We start from the raw sequence: 18,480 nt of genomic DNA, 5'->3' as shown, positions 1-18,480 counted from the left end.
TCGCGGCGCTCGTGCCTCGGACGCGTCCGGCTCAACCAGCGTTAGGGTGCTTCCATGATCGTGGGCATCGGGACGGACCTAGTGGTCATCGAGCGTTTCAAGCGGATGCTCGAGGAACGGCCCAAACTCGGCGAGCGCCTCCTCACCGACGGCGAGCGCAAGCTCTCCGTCGAATCCCAGGCCGCGCGGTTCTCGGCCAAGGAGGCCCTGGCCAAGGCGCTCGGGTCGCCGGGCGGCATGCGGTGGCTCGACTGCGAGGTGGTCCGCTCCGACGAGGGCGTCCCGTCGTTCGCGACGACGGGCTCGGTCGCCGCCCGGATAGAGGCGCTGGGGGTGAGGCGCATCCATTTGTCCATCAGCCATGACGGTGGCTTCGCAACGACCATGGTGGTGTGTGAAGCATGAAGCAGGTCATCAGCGCGCAACAGATGCGCGACGCCGAGCGGCGGGTCTTCGACGCCGAACCCGACGTCGACCTCATGGGCCGGGCGGCCCTCGCGATCGCTCAACTGGCCGAGGCGATTGCACCCAACGGCCCCGTTCTCGTGGCCGTCGGCCCCGGCAACAACGGGGGAGACGGGCTGTTCGCCGCCGCCCACCTGGCGGACCACCGGCCCGTCACCGTGTGGCCGGCGATGGGGAAATGCCATGGAGCCGGACTGGCCGCGGCTCGAGGGGCAGGATGCCACGTGGTCGACGCCGTGGGCGCCGCCGCCGCCCTGGCTGATGCGGCCCTCGTGATCGACGCGGTGACGGGCCTCGGTTCGCGCCCGCACCTGCCCACCACCACCGCGACCTTCGCGGAGGCGTGCGACGCCGCGGCCGTCCCCGTGCTCTCCGTGGACCTCCCCAGCGGCCTCGACGCCGACTCCGGGCACCCGCACAACAGCTTCCGCGCCGAACACACCATCACCTTCGCCGCGTTGAAGGCCTGCCACGTGCAGGAGCCCGCGGCGTCGCGTTGTGGCGAGGTGCACGTCGCGGACATCGGGGTCGCGCTCCCTGAGAGTGCCTCGAGGGACGGGCAGCGGGGCGCGTCGAAGGGTGCGGGCCTCGAGGAGGTGCGACAGGCGGAGGAGGCCGACGTGGCCCTCTGGTGGCCGGTTCCCGATGCCACCTCCGACAAGTACTCGCGCGGCGTGGTGATGGTGGACACCGGGTCCGAGCACTACCAGGGAGCGGCCCTCCTCAGCATCGCGGGAGCTGTCAACGCCGGCGCCGGCATGGTGCGCTACACGGGCCGCGTGCACTCCGGCCTGGTGCTCACCCGGTTCCCGAGCGTGGTGATGGGCGAGGGCAGGGCTCAGGCGATGGTGCTGGGGTCAGGCTGGGGCGACACCGACGGCGCCGAGGGACGAGTAGCCAACGCCAAACTGCACGGCCTGCCCGCCGTCGTGGACGCCAACGCCCTGTACGCGCTGCCGCAGGGGCGGCTCGACGGCTGGTTGTTGACGCCGCACGCCGGTGAGCTGTCCCGGATCCTCGGTTGCTCGCGGTCGCACGTGGAGAGCGAGCCGGTCAGTTGCGCGCGGGAGGTGGCCCGCAGCACGGGGGCGGCCGTTCTCCTCAAGGGAGCCACGCAGTACGTGGCTGAGCCGTCGGGACGCGTGACGATCGCGGTCCCCGGGCCCAGTTGGACGGCCCAGGCCGGTTCGGGTGACGTGCTCGCCGGCATCTGCGGCACGTTGCTGGCGGCAGGTCTGCCCGCGTGGAAGGCCGGTGTGCTGGGGGCGAGCATCCAGGCGATGACCGCCTGGCGCCATCCAGGTCCCCACCCGCCGGACGTCGTGGCGTCGCGGCTGCCCGAGGTGATCGCCTCGGTCACTCCCCGGTGAAGAGTCCTTCGCCGATCCAGCCGCCCTCCTGGAAGCCCGGCGGGATGACGAACACGGCCGAGCCGATGGCGGTGGTCCACTCGTTGAGCGCGTCGCCCTGATCCAGCATCCGCTGCACGGGGATGAACTGGTCGGCGATGTCCGCTTGAAAGGCGCAAAAGATCAGTCCCGAGGTTTCCACCGCCGTGCCGTCGACCCAGTCGTCGTGGGTGTAGTTGAGGCCCCGCCGCAGCATCCGGCGGCCGTTGTTCAGCGATGGGTGGCTCCGCCGGGAGTGGGCGTCGAGTGCGATGACCGGCGCCCCGTCCTGCGTGGCCCCGAGGTCGACGTCGTCGCGTTCCCCGCCGCCGGTGAGCGGCGCGCCGGTGTCGAGCCGACGACCCACCGACGCCTCCTGCCGGTCCCGCACGGCTTCGTCCCACCCCACCAGGTCCATCTCGATGCGCCGCACCACCAGTTGGGTGCCGCCGGTGAGCCACTCGTCGGTGGAGACGACGGCGGCGCTGAGGGTGTCGCCGGTGGGGTTCGCCGAGCCGTCCACCTGGCCGAAGAGGTTGCGCCCTGTGACCGCGGCACCCATGGCGTCGACGGAGCGCCAGGAGCCGCGCTGGGCCCATCGTCGGGTGGCGAACGGGGCGGCGTCGGTCACGAACCGGCGCACGGCGTGGGCGACGCTGGTGGCGTCGTCGGCGGACACCCAGACGAGGAGGTCGCCGCCGGTCCAGCGCCGGTCGAGTGCGTCGTGCTGCATGGGCGGGATCTCCTGGAACCCGGCCGGGCGTTTCGCCTGCAAGCCGTCCAGTTCGAAGACACGGGGGCCGAGGCCAACCAGCGCAGTCAGCGAGACGCCGGGTTGGGCCATGTGAGGAGCGAAGTCGCCCGCGGCGGGGCGGCCCTCGGTGAGCGCGACCACATCGCCCGTCCAGGCCCGGAGCAGCCGGCCGAGTGCAGCCTTGTCGGTCTGGGGGAGCAGGTCGAAGGCGACGAGCTCACTCACCTGGGTCTTCGGTGTGAAGATGCCGGCCTGGTGCGCGCCGTAGGGGGAGTAGGTCTGTCCGACGACGCCGCCGTCGGTTCTCGGGTCTGGAGGGGGTGAAGCGGTGGCGCGCCCGGCGACCACTCCGGCAGCGCCGGCGATGCCGGCGGCACCGGCGTAACCGAACACGCCTCGACGGCTGACCTTTGACATGGCGCTCAGTGTACGTGTCTTCCGGCCCCTCATTACCCGCGAGACGATTACCCCACGGGGTATTGTCTGTGTAGTCTGGCGATCATGACGCTGCGTGCCCTCGCTCTTGCCGTTTCCGCCCTCCTCATCGCCGGCTGCACGTCGGCGCAGCCCGCCGCCCCGGGCGTCCTCGCCGCAGACGCCTGGGCCCGCACCACCGATGGTGCCGAGCGGCCGGACATGACCGCGGTCTTCGTCAACCTCACCAACCCCTCGGACGAGGACCGGGTGCTGGTCGAGGCCGACTGCGGCGACGTCGCCGAGAAGACCGAGCTCCACGTCATGGAGAACCAGGACGGGAAGATGGTGATGGTCAAGGCCGAGGGCGGCATGACCGTCCCAGCCGGCAAGCACTGGCACCTGGCGCCCGGCGGTCCGCACATCATGCTGATGGGGCTCACCCGCGAACTCCCGGCCGGCTCGGAGGAACTCACCTGCACCCTCACGTTCGACGACGGGCAGACCATCGAGATCCTCGCACCCGTCAAGCAGTTCACCGAGGAGCAGGACTCCTACCATGAGCACGCCGAGGATGGCACAGAGGTCACGCCGGCCGGATGACGACCGCCGGGTTTCATGAACCGTTCACCTCGTGTTCCCCCGGCTACCGGGAGTGGTTCACCCTCGTGAGTATTGTGGAACTGTGAGAGTCGCGATCGTCGCAGAATCCTTTCTGCCCAATGTCAACGGGGTGACCAACTCCGTGCTTCGCGTGCTCGAACACCTCAAGGCCCACGGCCACGAGGCGATGGTCATCGCCCCGTCCGACGGCGGCAAGACACCCAAGGACTACCTGGGCTTCCCCATCGTGCCGGTCAACTCGATCGGCTTGCCGGGCTACGACGTCGTGCGCGTGGTGACCACCACCAGCTTCAACATCGAGCGCATCCTCACCAACTTCCGCCCGGACGTGGTGCACCTGGCCGCGCCGTTCATCGTCGGTTACAAGGCGGCCTCCGTGGCCGCCAAGCTGGGCATCCCCATGGTGGGTATCTACCAGACGGAGATCCCCACCTACGCTGCCCGCTACGGCGTGCCTTCGCTGGAGCCCGTCTTCTGGCACCACCTGCGTCAGGTGCACTCACTGGCCTCGCTGAACTTCGCTCCGTCCACCTTCGCGCGTGACCAGTTGGTCGAGCAGGGCGTTCCCCGCGTCGGCGTCTGGGGCAGGGGCGTGGATTCCGTGCGCTTCGACCCCGCCAAGCGCAGCGACGCCTTCCGCGCGCGCTACGCCCCCAACGGGGAGCGGCTGATCGGTTTCATGGGGCGGTTGGCCTCGGAGAAGCGCGTGGAGGACCTGGCGGCTGTCGCGGCCGTGCCCAACACCCGCATCGTGATCATCGGCGACGGCCCGTTGCGCAGCCAGCTCGAGGCGACGCTGCCCAACGCCGTGTTCACCGGCCTGCTCAGGGGCGAGGACCTGCCCACGGCGTTGGCCAGCCTGGACCTGTTCGTCCACACCGGAGACCTCGAGACGTTCTGCCAGGCAATCCAGGAGGCCAAGTCCTCGGGCCTGCCCATCGTCGCGCCGCACCGCGGCGGCCCCATCGACCTGGTGGACCAGTCTCGCACCGGATGGCTGTACCGCCCCGGCGATCTGGAGGCCATGCGCGGCCACGTCGTGGACCTGATCGGTGACGATGCGAAGCGCCAGGCGTTCGGCGCGGCCGCCCGCGAGTCCGTGTTGGGACGCACGTGGGAGAAGGTCTGTGCCGAATTGATGGGGCATTACACCAAGGCCATCCGCATGTCGGTGCGCGGCGGCCACCTCGTCGGCTGAGCGTGATCCCCGCTGCGGGCGGGGTGCCGGAAGAGGGTGCACAGAGCCCTCAAATAGGGTATGCGGCCAATCTGGTGTAAGCTCGACAGGCCCGATGCGGCGCCCAATCGCGCCAACTTGACGCCCAAGCGTCAAATTTCCTATTTGAGCGGGCAGTCCAGTCTCAGGTGGACCTATTCCCTGAGCGCATACCCCTCGAAGGGCAACAACACAATGACTTCACCGAACCGTAAGGCTCGGTGGTCCGCTGACAAGCGCGCCACCAAGGGCCTCAATCCTCAGCGTCGCGGCGTCGGCCGCACCGACCGTCGCGATGATTCCGCACCTCTGAACCGCAAGCAGCGCCGCGCGCTCCAGTTCGCAGACCGCGAGCCGGGTTCAGAGAACCGCGAGAACCAGGGCAACGACGAGACCCGTCGCGACACCCGTCCCACCTCCTCGCGTCCCGCCAGCAACTGGGGCGACCGTCCCCGCCGCGATGACCGTGACGACCGTCGCCCCCCTTTTGAGCGCGACGACCGTCGTCGGGACGACCGTTCCGAGCGCGACGATCGCCGTCCGTCGTTCCAGCGCGATGACCGTCCCCGTCGTGACGATCGCGACGACCGCGCCCCCCGCTTCGACCGTGACGACCGGCGTCCCCGCTTCGAGCGCGACGATCGCCGTCCGTCCTTCCAGCGCGATGACCGTCCCCGTCGTGACGACCGCGACGACCGCGGCCGCAACGACCGTGTCAACCGCGACGACCGTTTCAACCGCGACGACCGTCGTCCCCGCTTCGACCGCGACGACCGCTTCGGCGCCGGCCCGGATCGCCGCGAACGCCGTAGCGACTCGTGGGGCGAGCGTCCGGCCCGCAAGCCGTTCGAGCAGCGCCACACGCACGAGCCGCGCGGCCACGAGGAGCGTCGCCGCCCGTTCGACCGCGATCGCCGCAACGGCTTCGACCGTCCGGAGCGCCCCAGCCTTGAAGAGTTCGAGGCCGAGGCGGACCAGATGAGCTGGGAAGCCACCACGGCCGAGGGTGTGCAGGGCGAGATCTCGTCCGGCTTCCTCGAGTTGGGTGTGCACGAGCAGCTCGTCCGCGTGCTGGCCGCGCAGGGCATCACCGAGCCGTTCCCGATCCAGCAGGCGACCATCGCCGACGCGATCGCCGGCCGCGACGTGCTCGGCCGTGGCCGTACCGGCTCCGGCAAGACGCTCGCCTTCGGCCTGCCGATGCTGAGCCGCCTCGCGGCCGGTACCCCCGTCGGTTCCCCGCGCGCCATCATCCTGACGCCCACCCGTGAACTCGCGCTGCAGATCGCCGACGTCCTGTCGCCCTTGGCGTCCAAGGTCGGCATCGACCTCACGCTGATCACCGGTGGCATGAGCTACGCGCCGCAGCTGAAGGCCTTCGCCCGCGGCGTCGACGTCGTCGTGGCCACCCCCGGCCGCCTCATCGACCTCATCGAGCAGGGCGCCGCAGACCTCAGCCAGGTCCAGGTCACCGTCCTCGACGAGGCAGACCACATGGCGGACATGGGCTTCCTCACCGAGGTCCGCACCATCCTCGACGCCACCCCGGAAGGCGGCCAGCGTCTGCTGTTCTCCGCCACCCTGGACAACGCCGTCGGTTCGCTGGTGCGCAAGTACCTGTCCAACCCGGTCACCCACGAGGTGGACTCCGAGAAGGCGTCGGTCAGCACCATGGTGCACCGCCCCATGCTGGTTCGCCCGCACCACAAGAACCAGGTCACCGCGGAGATCGCCAACCGTGACGGCCGCACCGTGCTGTTCGCCCGTACGCAGATGGGCACGGACCGTATCGCCGCCCAGCTCCGCGACGCGGGTGTCATGGCCGGCTCGCTGCACGGCGGTCTCACCCAGGGCGCCCGCGCCCGCATCCTGGCGGCGTTCCGGGAAGGCCTCGTGCCGGTCCTGGTCGCCACCGATGTCGCGGCCCGTGGCATCCACGTCGACGATGTGTCGCTCGTGCTGCAGGTGGATCCGCCGCACGACTCGAAGGACTACCTCCACCGCGCCGGGCGTACCGCCCGCGCCGGTAACGAGGGCGTCGTCGCGACGATCGTGCTGCCCCACCAGCGCAAGGTGGCCCAGCGTCTGCTGAGCCAGGCCGGTGTGCAGGCCGAGGGTCTGACCGTGGAGCCGGGTTCGCCCGAACTCCGCGAGGCCACCGGCGCCCGCCCCGTCAGCGGTGTGGCGATCCAGGAATCCGATTACCTGGCGCTCATCGCGCCGAAGCAGCAGCCGCGTCGTCGCCCCGACGGCCCGCGTGGCGGTGGCCGCGGTGGGTACCGCAGCGGAGGCCGTAGCCGCAACCGTTGGTGAGGCGTACTATTTCCCCGCTATGACATCTGATCTCGAAGTGCGGGTGGCCGAACCGGCCGACGCCGCCGAACTGCTGCAGGTCATCCGCGCAGCATTCTCGGCCCGCCGCCCGGTGGACCCACCCGCAGAGGCCCTCACAGACGCCGTAGCCGACATCGAGCATGCGCTCACCGTCGGCTCCGGCGTCGTGCTGGTGAATGAGGGTCACCTTGTCGCCGGCCTGCTCATCGAGCTCGACGGCGACGTGGCGACGTTGCGCCGGGTCTCCGTGCTGCCCGCATGGGCCGGCAAGGGGCTGGCGCGCATGCTGGTGCAGAGCGCCCTGACGCTCGCCGTCGATCTGGGCGCCCGTCGCGTCGAACTGGTGGCGCGCCAGGAGTTCCCGGAGATCGTCCAGTGGTGGCGGGACCATGGCTTCGAGGTGCTGGGCGGCGTGCCCAACGGCCACACGATGGGCCGCGACCTGCCGGTGATCATCGACGTGCCCACGGCAGAAGACATGCGCTCGCTCGGCCGCAGGCTGGCGGGGCTGCTACGCAAGGGCGACGTCATCGTCGCCACCGGCGACCTCGGCGCCGGCAAGACGACGCTCACGCAGGGCATCGGAGAGGGCCTGGGCGTCACCGGCCCGATCATCTCTCCCACTTTCGTGATCTCGCGCGTCCATCCGCATCCGGGTGAGGGCCCGGCCCTGGTGCATGTCGATGCGTACCGGCTGGGGGGGTCCGCCGAGCTCGCCGACATCGACCTCGACGCGTCGCTCTCCGAGGCCGTCACCATCGTCGAATGGGGCTCGGGCCTGGCCGAATGGCTGGCCGATTCCCGCCTCGAGATCGACATCGAGCGCGGTCTCAACTCGGACCAGCGCACCGTCCACCTCACCGGCATCGGCCCGCGCTGGGCCGGGGCCCTGGAACCGCTCAGGGAGCAGCTATGACCTGGACCGTGGGAATCGACACGAGCCACGTGGTGGCCGTGGGCATCGCCCGCGACGGTGCACCCGTCGCGAGGGTGATCGTCGACGACACCCGTGCGCATGCCGAGGCCCTCATGCCGTCGGTACTGGAGGTCTGTGCGCAGGCCGGCATCGCGCTGACCGAAGTGGACGAGTTCGCCGTCGGGATGGGCCCCGGGCCCTTCACGGGGCTCCGGGTGGGCATCGCCACCGCCTGGACCCTGGCCCTGGCCGGCAACAAGCCGGTGCACGGGGTGTGTTCGCTCGATGTCGTCGCACGTCAGTGGGTTGAAACCGCGGACCGCTCGCCGGCCGTTGACGGCCGCCTCGGGGGAGGCTTCATCGTCGCCGCCGACGCCCGGCGCAAGGAGTTGTACTGGGCCACCTACGACGCGGACGGCAATCGCACCGGCGAGCCTCAGGTGAGCGCCCCCACGGAACTTCCCGCACTGCCGGTGGCGGGCGCGGTCCCCGTGGAGTACCACGAGTTCCTCGACATCCAGGGCCCGCAGGCGCTGGACCCGGCTGTCCTCGCGGCGCGCTGGGCCACCCTTGCCCCTGCCGGGGACGAGCCCTACTACCTGCGCCCGGCCGACGCGACGGTGCCGGGCAAGCCCAAGTCTGCGCTTCCGCGCCTGCGAGCGCGCCGATGAACGTCGACATCGCCACGCTCGACGACCTCCCCGCGATCCTCGGGCTCGAAGACCACTTCGAACGACGCGTCTGGTCAGAACAGTCCTGGCACGACGAACTCGTCGGCCTCGGCCGGCTCGTGCTGATCGCCCGGAAGACGGCGGGCAACGTCATCGGGGTCGCCTGTTTCCAGCACGTGGACGAGGTGGTCGACCTGCACCGCATCGTGGTGGCACCGGAAGAGCGGCGGCTCGGCTTCGCCCGCGTCATGCTCGTCGCCGGCCTGCAGTGGGCCATCGCCCAGGGCGCCAGCCGCATGCTGCTGGAGGTCGACCACACCAACGTACCGGCCATCGCCCTGTACCGCGGCTACGGGTTCCGGCAGGTGGCCGTCCGCCGCGGATACTACGCGCCGGACCGCGACGCGCTCGTCCTGGAGCGGCAACTGGAAGGCGTCGACGCGGATTCCGTCGGCATGTGGGACATGGAGGCACTCGATGACTGAACCCCTCGACGACGCTCAGGGCCCGCTGGTGCTTGGCCTCGAGTCGTCCTGTGACGAGACCGGCGTCGGCATCGTCCGCGGCCGCACGCTGCTTGCCAACGAGGTCGCCAGTTCGGTGGACCTGCACGTCCGCTTCGGCGGCGTCGTCCCCGAGGTCGCGAGCCGCGCGCACCTGTCGGCGCTGATCCCCACCATCGAGCGCGCCGCCGAGAAGGCGGGGATCAAGCTCGCCGACGTCGACGCGATCGCCGTCACCGCAGGCCCGGGCCTGATGGGCGCCCTGGTCGTCGGGCTGGCGTCCGCCAAGGCGCTCGCCGCCTACCTCGGCAAGCCGCTCTACGGCGTCAACCACCTCGTCGGCCACGTCGCCGTCGACCTGCTGGATCACGGCCAACTCCCCACGCCCGCCGTCGCGCTGCTGGTCTCCGGCGGGCACACGTCGCTGCTGCATGTCGAGGACATCGCCACGAAGATCACGGAGATCGGCGCCACCATCGACGACGCGGCCGGTGAGGCCTACGACAAGGTGGCCCGCATCCTCGGCCTGTCCTATCCGGGCGGTCCGGTCATCGACAAACTCGCGCAGGAGGGTGACCCCAAGGCCATCCGCTTCCCGCGCGGCCTCACGGCGCGGCACGACCTGGAGAAGCACCGCTACGACTTCTCGTTCTCGGGCCTCAAGACCGCAGTGGCCCGCTGGGTGGAGCAGCGGCGCCTCGACGGTGAGGAGATCCCCGTCGCAGACGTCGCCGCCTCGTTCCAGGAAGCGGTGTGCGACGTGCTCACGGCCAAGGCGGTCGCCGCGGCGCAGGAGTACGGCGTGGACACGATCCTGCTGGGCGGGGGAGTGGCGGCCAACTCGCGCCTGCGCACGCTGCTCGAAGAGCGCGCCAACGCCGCCGGCATCGAACTGCGTCGGCCCCGGCCGGCCCTCTGCACCGACAACGGCGCGATGATCGCGGCCGTGGCCAGCGAGGTCATCCGGGCGGGCATCGCACCGTCGGGTCTGGACATCTCTGCACTCTCCGGCCTCCCCGTCGGGACCATCTCCGTCTGAGGATCGGATGTGTTCGTTCAAATGGCGCCGGAGTAGCACGGCGGGGTCAAAGACGCAACAAGGTAACGATCTGGTGTCAAAGAACCTGTGATTCTTCCACGACGCACTTAATTGTCGATAAGGTCGCCAACACTAAGTTGGGCCCACTGCGTGGGGCCCACGAGTGTCGTCCTACGACAAGGAGAATCAATGAAGTTCAGGCGAACATCCGCCTCGCTGGCAGTGATGCTCAGCGGCGCGCTGCTGCTGAGCGCTTGCACCAGCCCCGACGAGACCGAAACCCCGCCGGCCAGCGAAACCACCGCGGCCACGGGTTCGGAAAGCCCCGGTACTGAAGACACCGCCAGCGCCGATCCCTCGGCGTCCACGGACCCCTCGGCGTCCGAGGGTGAGAACCCCGCGGCCTGCCTGCAGGACGTCGGCATCACCGAAACCCAGGACGGCGAGGTCCGCTACACCGCAGGCCCCGGCGACTGGAGCGGTTACAACTCCATCACCTACAAGACGTACTCGACGTACAACTCGGCCGTTGCCGCACACATGTTCTCGAGCTTCATCTACTTCGGCACCGATGGCACCATCTGTGACAACAAGGACTTCGGCTCGTACGAGGTGCTGTCCGAGGATCCGCTGGAGATCGAGTACACGATCAACGATGACGCGGTGTGGTCTGACGGCACCCCGGTCACCATCAACGACTACCTGATGGACTGGGCCGCCCAGAACCCCGAGTTCCTCGTCCCCGGCTACGCCAGCGGCGAGAACCCCGACGCCCCGGTCGTGTTCGAGCACGTCTCCAGCTCCTTCGCCCAGTACGTGCCCGAGGGCCCGCAGGGCGAGGTCGGTTCGAAGACCTTCACGGTCAAGTACACCAACCCCTACCCCGACTACAAGCTGACCGTGGGCTCGGCGCTGCCGGCGCACGTCATCGCTGAGAAGTCCGGCCTCACCCCCGAGGCGCTGGCCCAGGCCGTCCTCGACCGCGATGCCGAGACCGTCAAGAAGGCCGCCGAATTCTGGAACACCGGCTGGGCCTACAACCCGGGCGAACTCCCGGCAGACCTGGCTGACGTCCCCTCCTCCGGCCCGTACAAGCTGAAGGAAGGCGGCTGGACCGCTGGTCAGTCGCTGACGCTCGAGGCGAACGAAGAGTACTGGGGTACTCCCGCCGCCACGAAGAACCTCATCTTCCGCTTCATCGACGACGCCCAGCAGGTGCAGTCGCTGCAGAACGGTGACGTTCAGGTCATCCAGCCCCAGGGCACCGTCGACCTCGTCGGCCAACTCGACGCCATCGGCGACGCCGTCAAGGTGGACAAGTACTCCTCCCTCACCTGGGAGCACCTCGACTTCAACTTCCGCGACACCAGCGCCTTCGCTGATGCCAACGGTGGTCTCGAGCTGCGTCAGGCCTTCGCCTACTGCGTCCCGCGTCAGCAGATCGTCGACCAGCTGATCAAGCCGATCAGCCCCGACACTGTTCTCATGAACGCCCGCGAGGTCTTCCCGTTCCAGGACGAGTACCAGGGTGTCGTTGACGCTTCCTACGGTGGCGAGTACGACACCGTCGACATCGAGAAGTCGAAGGAACTCCTGGCAGCTGCCGGCGTCACCGCTCCGGTGGACGTGCGGATCGGCTACCGCGCCGGTAACCAGCGTCGTACCGACACGGTTGCCGCGATCAAGGCCTCGTGTGACCAGGCCGGCTTCAACATCATCGACACCAACGCGGCTGACTTCTTCGAGGTCGCGCTGCCCAACGGTGACTACGAAGTCGCTCTGTTCGCGTGGGCCGGTTCCGGCCAGATCACCTCGGGCGAGAACATCTACGCCACGGGCAAGGGCCAGAACTACGGCGAGTACAGCAACGAGGACGTCGACGCCGCATGGGCCGAGCTGACCAAGACGCTGGACCGCGAAGAGCAGCTCGCTGCCATCGAGAAGATCGAGACGGCTCTCTGGGACACGCTGTACGGCATCCCGCTGTACGCCCACCCCGGCATCGCTGCCTACGACGCAGGGCTGCAGAACGTTCGCGCCACCTCGACGCAGGACCAGGTTTCCTGGAACGCGCCGCAGTGGCTGAACAGCTGACCTCCTGAGGTCAGTGCCTAGCCGCTGAAACCGAATAGGGGGCAGGTGACTTCCCGAAGTCACCTGCCCCCCTTTCGTTGCCAACCATGCCAAGTGGCGTAGACTCAGCCAGCGCCAGAGTTGGACAAGCGCGGGTTCAGCTCGAGAAACCTGTAAGGAACGCATACCTGTGATCAGATACATCGCCAAGCGCTTGGGGATCTCCGTCCTCGTTCTGCTGCTCGGCTCGCTGTTGCTGTTCGTGTTGACGATCAACTCCGGCGACCCGCTCGAAGACCTACGTGAATCCAACGCCCCCAACCGCGCCAACCTCATCGCGCAGCGCATCAACTACATGGGGTTGAACCAACCCTGGTACGAGCGCTACTGGGACTGGCTGTCGGGAGCGTCCAAGTGTCTCGTGGGCCAGTGTGATCTCGGGCTGGACCGCAAGGGCCAGTCGGTCAATGCCATGGTCGTCACGGCGGCAGGCTCGACGCTGCGCCTCGTCGTCTTCGCCACCATCCTCGCCATCATCATCGGTGTGACGCTGGGTATCGTGACCGCCATCCGGCAGTACTCGGGCTTCGACTACGCCGTCACCTTCATGGCCTTTGTGTTCTTCTCCCTGCCGGTCTTCTGGTTCGCCGTGCTGCTCAAGCATTACGCCGCAATCGAGTTCAACAACTGGATAAAAGAGGCCAGCTTCAGTCCACAGTCAATAGTGATCATCGCGGCGTTACTGGCATTCGTTCTGATGGCCGCCATCGGCGGTGAATGGAAGCGTCGGCTCATCAACTTCGCTGTCGCTTTCGTCGTCTTCGCCGGCGCACTGTTCTATTTCGACGCCGTCACCTGGTTCCGCCGGCCCTCGATCGGCCTGCCCATCTTCGCCATCGTCGCGCTGGCGCTGGCCGCCCTGATCGTCGGCATGACCTCCGGTTTCGCGAACAAGAACGTCCGCAACGCCGTGGCCACCACCGCAGTGGCGGGGATCATCGGCTACGCGCTGATGCGCGGCACCCTCATGACCAACCCCTCCTGGCTGCTGTTGGCGCTGTGCTTCCTCGGCGCCGTGGCCATCGCACTGATCAGCGGCTGGTTCTGGGGAGGCTTCTCCCGCAAGCAGGCGATGATCTCCTCCTTCATCTGGTCCCTGATCGCCACGCTGGTGGCGGCCGGAGACCTGTTGCTGAGCAACTGGTCCAAGTACCTCAAGGAGATCCCGCGGCCCGTGCCCACCATCGGCTCGGAGACCCCCAACTACGATTCGACGTTCTGGAACCACGCCATCGACTCTCTGACGCACATCGCGCTGCCGACGGTGGTGCTGACCCTGATCTCGATCGCGGCCTACACCCGGTACACCCGCGCGTCGATGCTGGACGTGCTCAACCAGGACTACATCCGCACCGCCCGTTCCAAGGGCATCTCGGAGCGCAAGGTGATCACCCGCCACGCGTTCCGCAACTCGCTGATCCCGCTCGCCACCATCGTCGCGTTCGACTTCGCCGGCCTGATCGGCGGTGCGGTCATCACGGAGACGGTGTTCGGCTGGCAGGGCATGGGCCAGTTGTTCAACGTCGGTCTCAACCAGGTTGACCCGGCACCCGTCATGGCCTTCTTCCTGGTCACCGGCACGGCAGCCGTGTTGATGAACATGCTGGCGGACATTGCCTATGCCTTCCTCGACCCGCGGATCGCGCGCTAAGGAGATTGACGAATCATGACTCAGGATCCGAACCGCACCCCTCTGCAGATCGAGGGCGACGCCTTCTCCATCGAGGACGACGTCGAAACCAGCAACACGAAGTCGTACTCGCAGGGCCAGTTGGTCCGCAGGCGCTTCTTCAGGCACAAGGGCGCCATGGTCGCCCTGACCGTCCTGATCCTCCTCATCCTGTTGGCGTTCACGTCCATCGGCGTGGGGCCCCTGCCCGGATGGTGGGACAAGGACTTCATCAACGCCTACCCGCCGGTCAACAGCGGCCAGCCGACGCTGCAGTTGTGGCCCTTCCAGATCGGTGAGCACCCGTTCGGGCAGAACACCATCGGCAAGGACTACTTCGCGCTGGTCATGAAGGGCGCCCAGCAGTCGCTGTTCATCGCCTTCATGGTGGGCCTGCTGGCCACCTTCATCGGCACCAGCATCGGCGCCATCGCCGGCTACTACCGCGGCTTCGCCGAAAGCCTGCTCATGCGCGTCACCGACCTGTTCATCATCATCCCCACCCTGGTGCTCGCCGCGGTGCTGGGCCGGATGGCCGGATCGAGCATTCCCCTGCTGGCACTGGTGCTGGGACTGGTCTCCTGGACCGGCCTCGCGCGCCTGGTGCGCGGTGAGGTGCTGTCGCTGCGCGAGCGCGAGTTCGTGGCGGCCGCCCGCGCCGTCGGCACGTCCGCGCCGCGCATCATCGTGCGCCACATCCTCCCCAACGCGCTGGGCACCATCGTCGTCAACGCAACCCTGCTCATCTCGTCGGCGATCCTGCTGGAGACGGCGCTGTCGTTCCTCGGGTTCGGCGTCAAGGCGCCCAACACCTCGCTCGGTCTGCTGGTCAGCGAGTTCCAGAATGCCCTGACCACGCGGCCGTGGCTGTTCTGGTGGCCCGGCATCTTCATCCTCATCATCGCCCTGTGCGTCAACTTCATCGGTGACGGCCTGCGCGATGCCTTCGATCCCCGCCAGCAGATGGACTGATCATGACGACAACTGACAACCAGTACACCGGCCCGCGGTTCACCGGGGAGAACCCGGTGCTGAAGTTCGACGAACTCGACGTGCGGTTCCGCACCGAGTTCGGCACCGTCCACGCCGTCAAGGGCCTCACCCTCTCGGTGGAGCCCGGCGAAGTGATGGCGCTGGTCGGCGAGTCCGGCTCCGGCAAGTCCGTGTCCGCGACGACTGCGCTCGGCCTGCTTCCGAAGACCGCCCGCATCCAGGGCGAGACCCGCGTCGGCGACAAGACCATCAACCACCTCAGCCCCCGCGAGCTGCGCAAGGTGCGCGGCAAGAGCGTCGCGATGGTGTTCCAGGAGCCCATGACGGCGCTCAACCCCGTCATCAAGATCGGTGACCAGCTCATCGAGTCGATGGAGGTGCACGGTGTCGCCTACGGGCGCCAGGCGTGGAACCGGGCCATCGACCTGCTCAAGGCCGTCGGCATCCCCGGCGCCGAGCGGCGCGTGAACCAGTTCCCCCATGAGCTCTCAGGCGGTATGCGCCAGCGCGTCGTGATCGCCATGGCGCTGGCGTGTGACCCCGAGGTCATCGTCGCCGACGAACCCACCACGGCCCTCGACGTGACGGTGCAGGCCGAGATCCTCGACCTGCTGCGCTCGCTGAAGGACAAGCTCAACACCGGCATCCTGCTCATCACGCACAACATGGGCGTCGTGGCGGACATGGCCGACAACGTGGCCGTGATGTTCAAGGGCAACATCGTGGAGCGGGGCCCCGTCGAGCAGGTGCTCCTCAACCCGCAACACCCGTACACCAAGAGGCTGCTGGCGGCCGTGCCGCACCTGGGCGACGGCCCCGGCCAGTTCGGCGAGGCGCCCAACCCGGTCGCGGAGGAGGCTGAGGCGGCCCTCGACGTGCGCAACCTCGTCGTCGAGTACCACCGCGCGGGCAAGAAGCCGTTCCGCGCCGTCGACGACGTGTCGTTCGACGTGCGCCGCGGCGAGATCGTCGGGCTGGTGGGCGAATCCGGCTCCGGTAAGTCGACGATCGGCCGGGCGCTGCTGGGGCTCATCCCGTCCCATTCGGGCGAGGTGCAGGTGCTGGGCGAGGACCTCCTCTCCATGCGCGGTAAGGAACTGCGCCGGCTCCGCAAGCGGATCGGTGTCATCTTCCAGGACCCGGCCGCTTCCCTCAATCCCCGGTTCCCCGTCGGCGATGTGATCTCCGAGCCGCTCGAGGTGCACAAGGTGGGCGACCGCAAGTCGCGCGAGAACCGCGTGCACGAGCTGCTGGAGGCCGTCCAGCTGCCGCGCTCCGCGTTCAACCGCTACCCGCACGAGCTCTCCGGCGGTCAGCGCCAACGCGTGTCCATCGCCCGCGCCCTGGCTCTGAACCCGGACCTCCTGATCGCGGACGAGCCCACCTCGGCGCTCGACGTGTCGGTGCAGGCCTCGGTGCTGGCGATGTTCACCACGCTGCAGAAGGAATTCGGCTTCGCGTGTCTGTTCATCTCGCACGACCTCGCCGTCATCGACTCGCTGGCGCACCGCGTCGTCGTGATGCAGTACGGCAAGATCGTCGAGGCCGGGAGCCGCGAGCAGGTGCTGCTGAACCCGCGGGAGGAGTACACCAAGCGACTCCTCGCCGCCGCGCCCGTTCCGGACCCCATCGAACAGCGCGAGCGTCGCGCCGCCCGCCACGCATTGCTGAAGGAACTCGGCGACGAGATCGTGGAGTTCGACGCCCGGGAACTCGACTTCGAGAAGTGACGCGCACGGCCGCACTCGAGGCGGCGATGCTCGAAGCGGATCCCTCGTCCCTGAAGGCGGGGGAGCGGCTTCGGGCGCGCTTCACGGCCGACGAGGTCGCCTGGGCGCTGACCCAGGCGGCGCTCCGGCGCAAGGGAGTGGCGAAGTTCACCCGCGCGTCGGAGATGTTGTTCACTCCGGCCGGGCTGGAGCAGGCCTCCCGCGAACCAGTCGCGCGCTGGAGGGCCCAGCGGTTCCTGGCCGCCGGCGTCACGGAGGTCTGGGACCTGGGCTGCGGCATCGGTGCGGACGCGATGGCGTTCGCGGCCGCAGGCCTGCGCGTCGTCGCCGTGGAGTTGGACCGCGAGACCGCGGCCGTGGCCCGGCACAACCTCGATCTGGTGGGCGGCGGCGAGGTCACCGTCGCTGCCGCTGAGGACGTCGACGTGCCTGCGGAGGCCGCAGTGTTCCTCGACCCGGCCCGGCGAACCGCGCGGGGCCGAACCTGGAATGTCGCCGATTTCGCGCCGTCGTGGGAGTTCGTGCTCGCGCACCTGGCGGGGGAGCGGTTCGCCTGCGTGAAGCTCGGCCCGGGAGTGCCCAAGGAACTGATCCCGGGCGACGTCCAGGCGTGCTTCGTGAGCCACCACGGGGACGTCGTGGAGGCCTCGCTGTGGAGCGGACTGCCCGAGGGGCCGCAGGCGGTGGTGTTGGCGTCGGCGCAGGACGAACTGGGCCCGGCCGGGCGCCGTCCGCTGGACGTGCGGCCCGTGGGCCGCTACCTGATCGAGCCCGACGGCGCGGTGATCCGGGCGGGCCTGCTGGATGCGATCGAGCCGGAGCGCGACCTGTGGCTGCTCGATGCGCACATCGCCTACCTGTCGTCCGATGAGCCCGTCTCCTCGCCGTTCGCCACGGATTTCGAGGTGCTAGAGGACCTGCCCTATGACCTCAAGGGTTTGCGCGCATGGGTGCGCGACAACTCCGTCGGGACCCTGGAGATCAAGAAGCGCGGGCTGGAGATCGATCCGGCCGCACTCCGCCGGCAGTTGAAGCCCAAGGGGCCCAACGCCGCGACGATCGTGTTGGCCCGCACCGTGCGGGGTACGCGGGCCCTCATCTGCCGCCGCGCCCTTGGTACCGTCAAGCCATGCCCTTCGCGCCCGAACTGACCACCCTCGGCTACATCACGTCGCCAGACCGCACGCGGGTGCTGCTCTGCCACCGGGTGGCCCGCTCGCACGACGAGCAACTGGGCAAGTACAACGGCCTGGGTGGCAAGGTGGAGCGCGGCGAGGACGTCGCAGAGGCGATGCGCCGCGAGTTGCGGGAAGAGGCCAACATCGAGGTCACGGAGATGGAACTGCGCGGCACGGTGGCGTGGCCGGGCTTCAACGGCCGCGACGTGTTCGGCTTCGTCTTCCTCATCACCGGTTTCACCGGAAGCATCCCGGACAGCAACGTCGAGGGAGACCTGGGCTGGCACGACGTGGCCACCATGATGGAGCTGCCCATGTGGGACGGTGACCGCCATTTCCTCCCGCTCGTCTTCGACGACGGGCCCCAGTTCCACGGCGTCATCCCCTACGACGGTGGGCACAGCGTCGGCTGGAAGGTGTCGCGCGTCGCCCGATGAGCGCCTAAGCTCACCG

The 18,480-nt window shown here is 68.6% G+C and carries 16 protein-coding genes; 15 read left to right on the top strand and 1 reads right to left on the bottom strand.

Features of this window, described 5'->3' with window-relative positions:
* Positions 1 to 54: 54 nt before the first annotated feature.
* Complete coding sequence (locus H5393_RS06660; protein ID WP_182761932.1) at positions 55 to 405, top strand: holo-ACP synthase; 351 nt, start codon at positions 55 to 57, stop codon at positions 403 to 405.
* Entirely contained in the window at positions 402 to 1,835 is a 1,434-nt protein-coding gene (locus H5393_RS06655) for an NAD(P)H-hydrate epimerase (RefSeq protein WP_182765993.1), read from the top strand. Before H5393_RS06660 ends, H5393_RS06655 begins: the two co-directional genes overlap by 4 nt.
* Here H5393_RS06655 and H5393_RS06650 read toward each other — a convergent pair.
* Entirely contained in the window at positions 1,822 to 3,024 is a 1,203-nt protein-coding gene (locus tag H5393_RS06650) for a Dyp-type peroxidase (protein WP_255436353.1), read from the bottom strand. The two genes, H5393_RS06655 and H5393_RS06650, sit on opposite strands and share 14 nt — an antisense overlap.
* 84 nt (positions 3,025 to 3,108) lie before the next feature.
* Between H5393_RS06650 and H5393_RS06645 the strand changes: the two genes are divergently transcribed.
* The 13 genes from H5393_RS06645 to H5393_RS06585 all read left to right on the top strand — a co-directional run bounded on the left by H5393_RS06645 (position 3,109) and on the right by H5393_RS06585 (position 18,464).
* On the top strand, positions 3,109 to 3,624 hold the full coding sequence (locus H5393_RS06645) for a copper chaperone PCu(A)C (RefSeq protein ID WP_182765991.1): 516 nt from the start codon (positions 3,109 to 3,111) through the stop codon (positions 3,622 to 3,624).
* 82 nt (positions 3,625 to 3,706) lie between these two features.
* On the top strand, positions 3,707 to 4,843 hold the full coding sequence (locus H5393_RS06640; RefSeq protein WP_182765990.1) for a glycosyltransferase family 1 protein: 1,137 nt from the start codon (positions 3,707 to 3,709) through the stop codon (positions 4,841 to 4,843).
* Positions 4,844 to 5,056: 213 nt separating this feature from the next.
* Positions 5,057 to 7,174 carry a DEAD/DEAH box helicase gene (locus H5393_RS14520; protein ID WP_182765989.1) on the top strand — a complete coding sequence of 706 codons (2,118 nt, stop codon included), beginning with the start codon at positions 5,057 to 5,059 and terminating at the stop codon, positions 7,172 to 7,174.
* Positions 7,175 to 7,193: 19 nt separating this feature from the next.
* Positions 7,194 to 8,111 carry a tRNA (adenosine(37)-N6)-threonylcarbamoyltransferase complex ATPase subunit type 1 TsaE gene (gene tsaE, locus H5393_RS06630; protein ID WP_182765988.1) on the top strand — a complete coding sequence of 306 codons (918 nt, stop codon included), beginning with the start codon at positions 7,194 to 7,196 and terminating at the stop codon, positions 8,109 to 8,111.
* Complete coding sequence (tsaB, locus tag H5393_RS06625) at positions 8,108 to 8,782, top strand: tRNA (adenosine(37)-N6)-threonylcarbamoyltransferase complex dimerization subunit type 1 TsaB (RefSeq protein WP_182765987.1); 675 nt, start codon at positions 8,108 to 8,110, stop codon at positions 8,780 to 8,782. Before tsaE ends, tsaB begins: the two co-directional genes overlap by 4 nt.
* The gene (locus H5393_RS06620) at positions 8,779 to 9,267 is read left to right on the top strand and encodes an N-acetyltransferase (protein ID WP_076059648.1); all 489 of its coding nucleotides are present in this window, start codon (positions 8,779 to 8,781) and stop codon (positions 9,265 to 9,267) included. The genes tsaB and H5393_RS06620 overlap by 4 nt, the downstream gene beginning before the upstream one ends.
* Entirely contained in the window at positions 9,260 to 10,324 is a 1,065-nt protein-coding gene (gene tsaD / locus H5393_RS06615; protein WP_182765986.1) for a tRNA (adenosine(37)-N6)-threonylcarbamoyltransferase complex transferase subunit TsaD, read from the top strand. Before H5393_RS06620 ends, tsaD begins: the two co-directional genes overlap by 8 nt.
* Before the next feature lie 189 nt (positions 10,325 to 10,513).
* Positions 10,514 to 12,418 (top strand): ABC transporter family substrate-binding protein, encoded by a 1,905-nt coding sequence (locus tag H5393_RS06610; RefSeq protein WP_182765985.1) that lies wholly within the window; start codon positions 10,514 to 10,516, stop codon positions 12,416 to 12,418.
* A 169-nt stretch (positions 12,419 to 12,587) separates the two neighbouring features.
* Positions 12,588 to 14,108: an ABC transporter permease gene (locus H5393_RS06605; RefSeq protein ID WP_182761911.1), complete on the top strand. Its 1,521-nt coding sequence runs from the start codon at positions 12,588 to 12,590 to the stop codon at positions 14,106 to 14,108.
* A 15-nt stretch (positions 14,109 to 14,123) separates the two neighbouring features.
* On the top strand, positions 14,124 to 15,098 hold the full coding sequence (locus H5393_RS06600; RefSeq protein WP_182765984.1) for an ABC transporter permease: 975 nt from the start codon (positions 14,124 to 14,126) through the stop codon (positions 15,096 to 15,098).
* Between the two features lie 2 nt (positions 15,099 to 15,100).
* Positions 15,101 to 16,849, top strand: a complete 1,749-nt coding sequence (locus H5393_RS06595) for an ABC transporter ATP-binding protein (protein WP_182761908.1) — start codon at positions 15,101 to 15,103, stop codon at positions 16,847 to 16,849.
* Positions 16,846 to 18,000 (top strand): class I SAM-dependent methyltransferase, encoded by a 1,155-nt coding sequence (locus H5393_RS06590; protein ID WP_220488249.1) that lies wholly within the window; start codon positions 16,846 to 16,848, stop codon positions 17,998 to 18,000. Before H5393_RS06595 ends, H5393_RS06590 begins: the two co-directional genes overlap by 4 nt.
* Positions 17,979 to 18,464, top strand: coding sequence for an 8-oxo-dGTP diphosphatase (locus tag H5393_RS06585; RefSeq protein WP_182765983.1), 486 nt, complete (start codon positions 17,979 to 17,981; stop codon positions 18,462 to 18,464). Before H5393_RS06590 ends, H5393_RS06585 begins: the two co-directional genes overlap by 22 nt.
* Positions 18,465 to 18,480 lie beyond the last annotated feature (16 nt).

It is taken from the genome of Tessaracoccus sp. MC1756 (assembly GCF_014164735.1).
Taxonomy (GTDB): Bacteria; Actinomycetota; Actinomycetes; order Propionibacteriales; family Propionibacteriaceae; genus Arachnia.
The sequence above is the reverse complement of the archived record's forward strand: the minus strand, read 5'-3'. Positions and strand labels throughout refer to the sequence as shown.

What these genes read in the sequence shown, in the direction of transcription:
- H5393_RS06660 (WP_182761932.1), top strand. Translation starts at nt 55, where the DNA reads ATGATCGTGGGCATCGGGACGGACCTAGTGGTCATCGAGCGTTTCAAG.
- H5393_RS06655 (WP_182765993.1), top strand. Translation starts at nt 402, where the DNA reads ATGAAGCAGGTCATCAGCGCGCAACAGATGCGCGACGCCGAGCGGCGG.
- H5393_RS06650 (WP_255436353.1), bottom strand. Translation starts at nt 3,024, where the DNA reads ATGTCAAAGGTCAGCCGTCGAGGCGTGTTCGGTTACGCCGGTGCCGCC.
- H5393_RS06645 (WP_182765991.1), top strand. Translation starts at nt 3,109, where the DNA reads ATGACGCTGCGTGCCCTCGCTCTTGCCGTTTCCGCCCTCCTCATCGCC.
- H5393_RS14520 (WP_182765989.1), top strand. Translation starts at nt 5,057, where the DNA reads ATGACTTCACCGAACCGTAAGGCTCGGTGGTCCGCTGACAAGCGCGCC.
- tsaE (WP_182765988.1), top strand. Translation starts at nt 7,194, where the DNA reads ATGACATCTGATCTCGAAGTGCGGGTGGCCGAACCGGCCGACGCCGCC.
- tsaB (WP_182765987.1), top strand. Translation starts at nt 8,108, where the DNA reads ATGACCTGGACCGTGGGAATCGACACGAGCCACGTGGTGGCCGTGGGC.
- H5393_RS06620 (WP_076059648.1), top strand. Translation starts at nt 8,779, where the DNA reads ATGAACGTCGACATCGCCACGCTCGACGACCTCCCCGCGATCCTCGGG.
- tsaD (WP_182765986.1), top strand. Translation starts at nt 9,260, where the DNA reads ATGACTGAACCCCTCGACGACGCTCAGGGCCCGCTGGTGCTTGGCCTC.
- H5393_RS06610 (WP_182765985.1), top strand. Translation starts at nt 10,514, where the DNA reads ATGAAGTTCAGGCGAACATCCGCCTCGCTGGCAGTGATGCTCAGCGGC.
- H5393_RS06600 (WP_182765984.1), top strand. Translation starts at nt 14,124, where the DNA reads ATGACTCAGGATCCGAACCGCACCCCTCTGCAGATCGAGGGCGACGCC.
- H5393_RS06595 (WP_182761908.1), top strand. Translation starts at nt 15,101, where the DNA reads ATGACGACAACTGACAACCAGTACACCGGCCCGCGGTTCACCGGGGAG.
- H5393_RS06585 (WP_182765983.1), top strand. Translation starts at nt 17,979, where the DNA reads ATGCCCTTCGCGCCCGAACTGACCACCCTCGGCTACATCACGTCGCCA.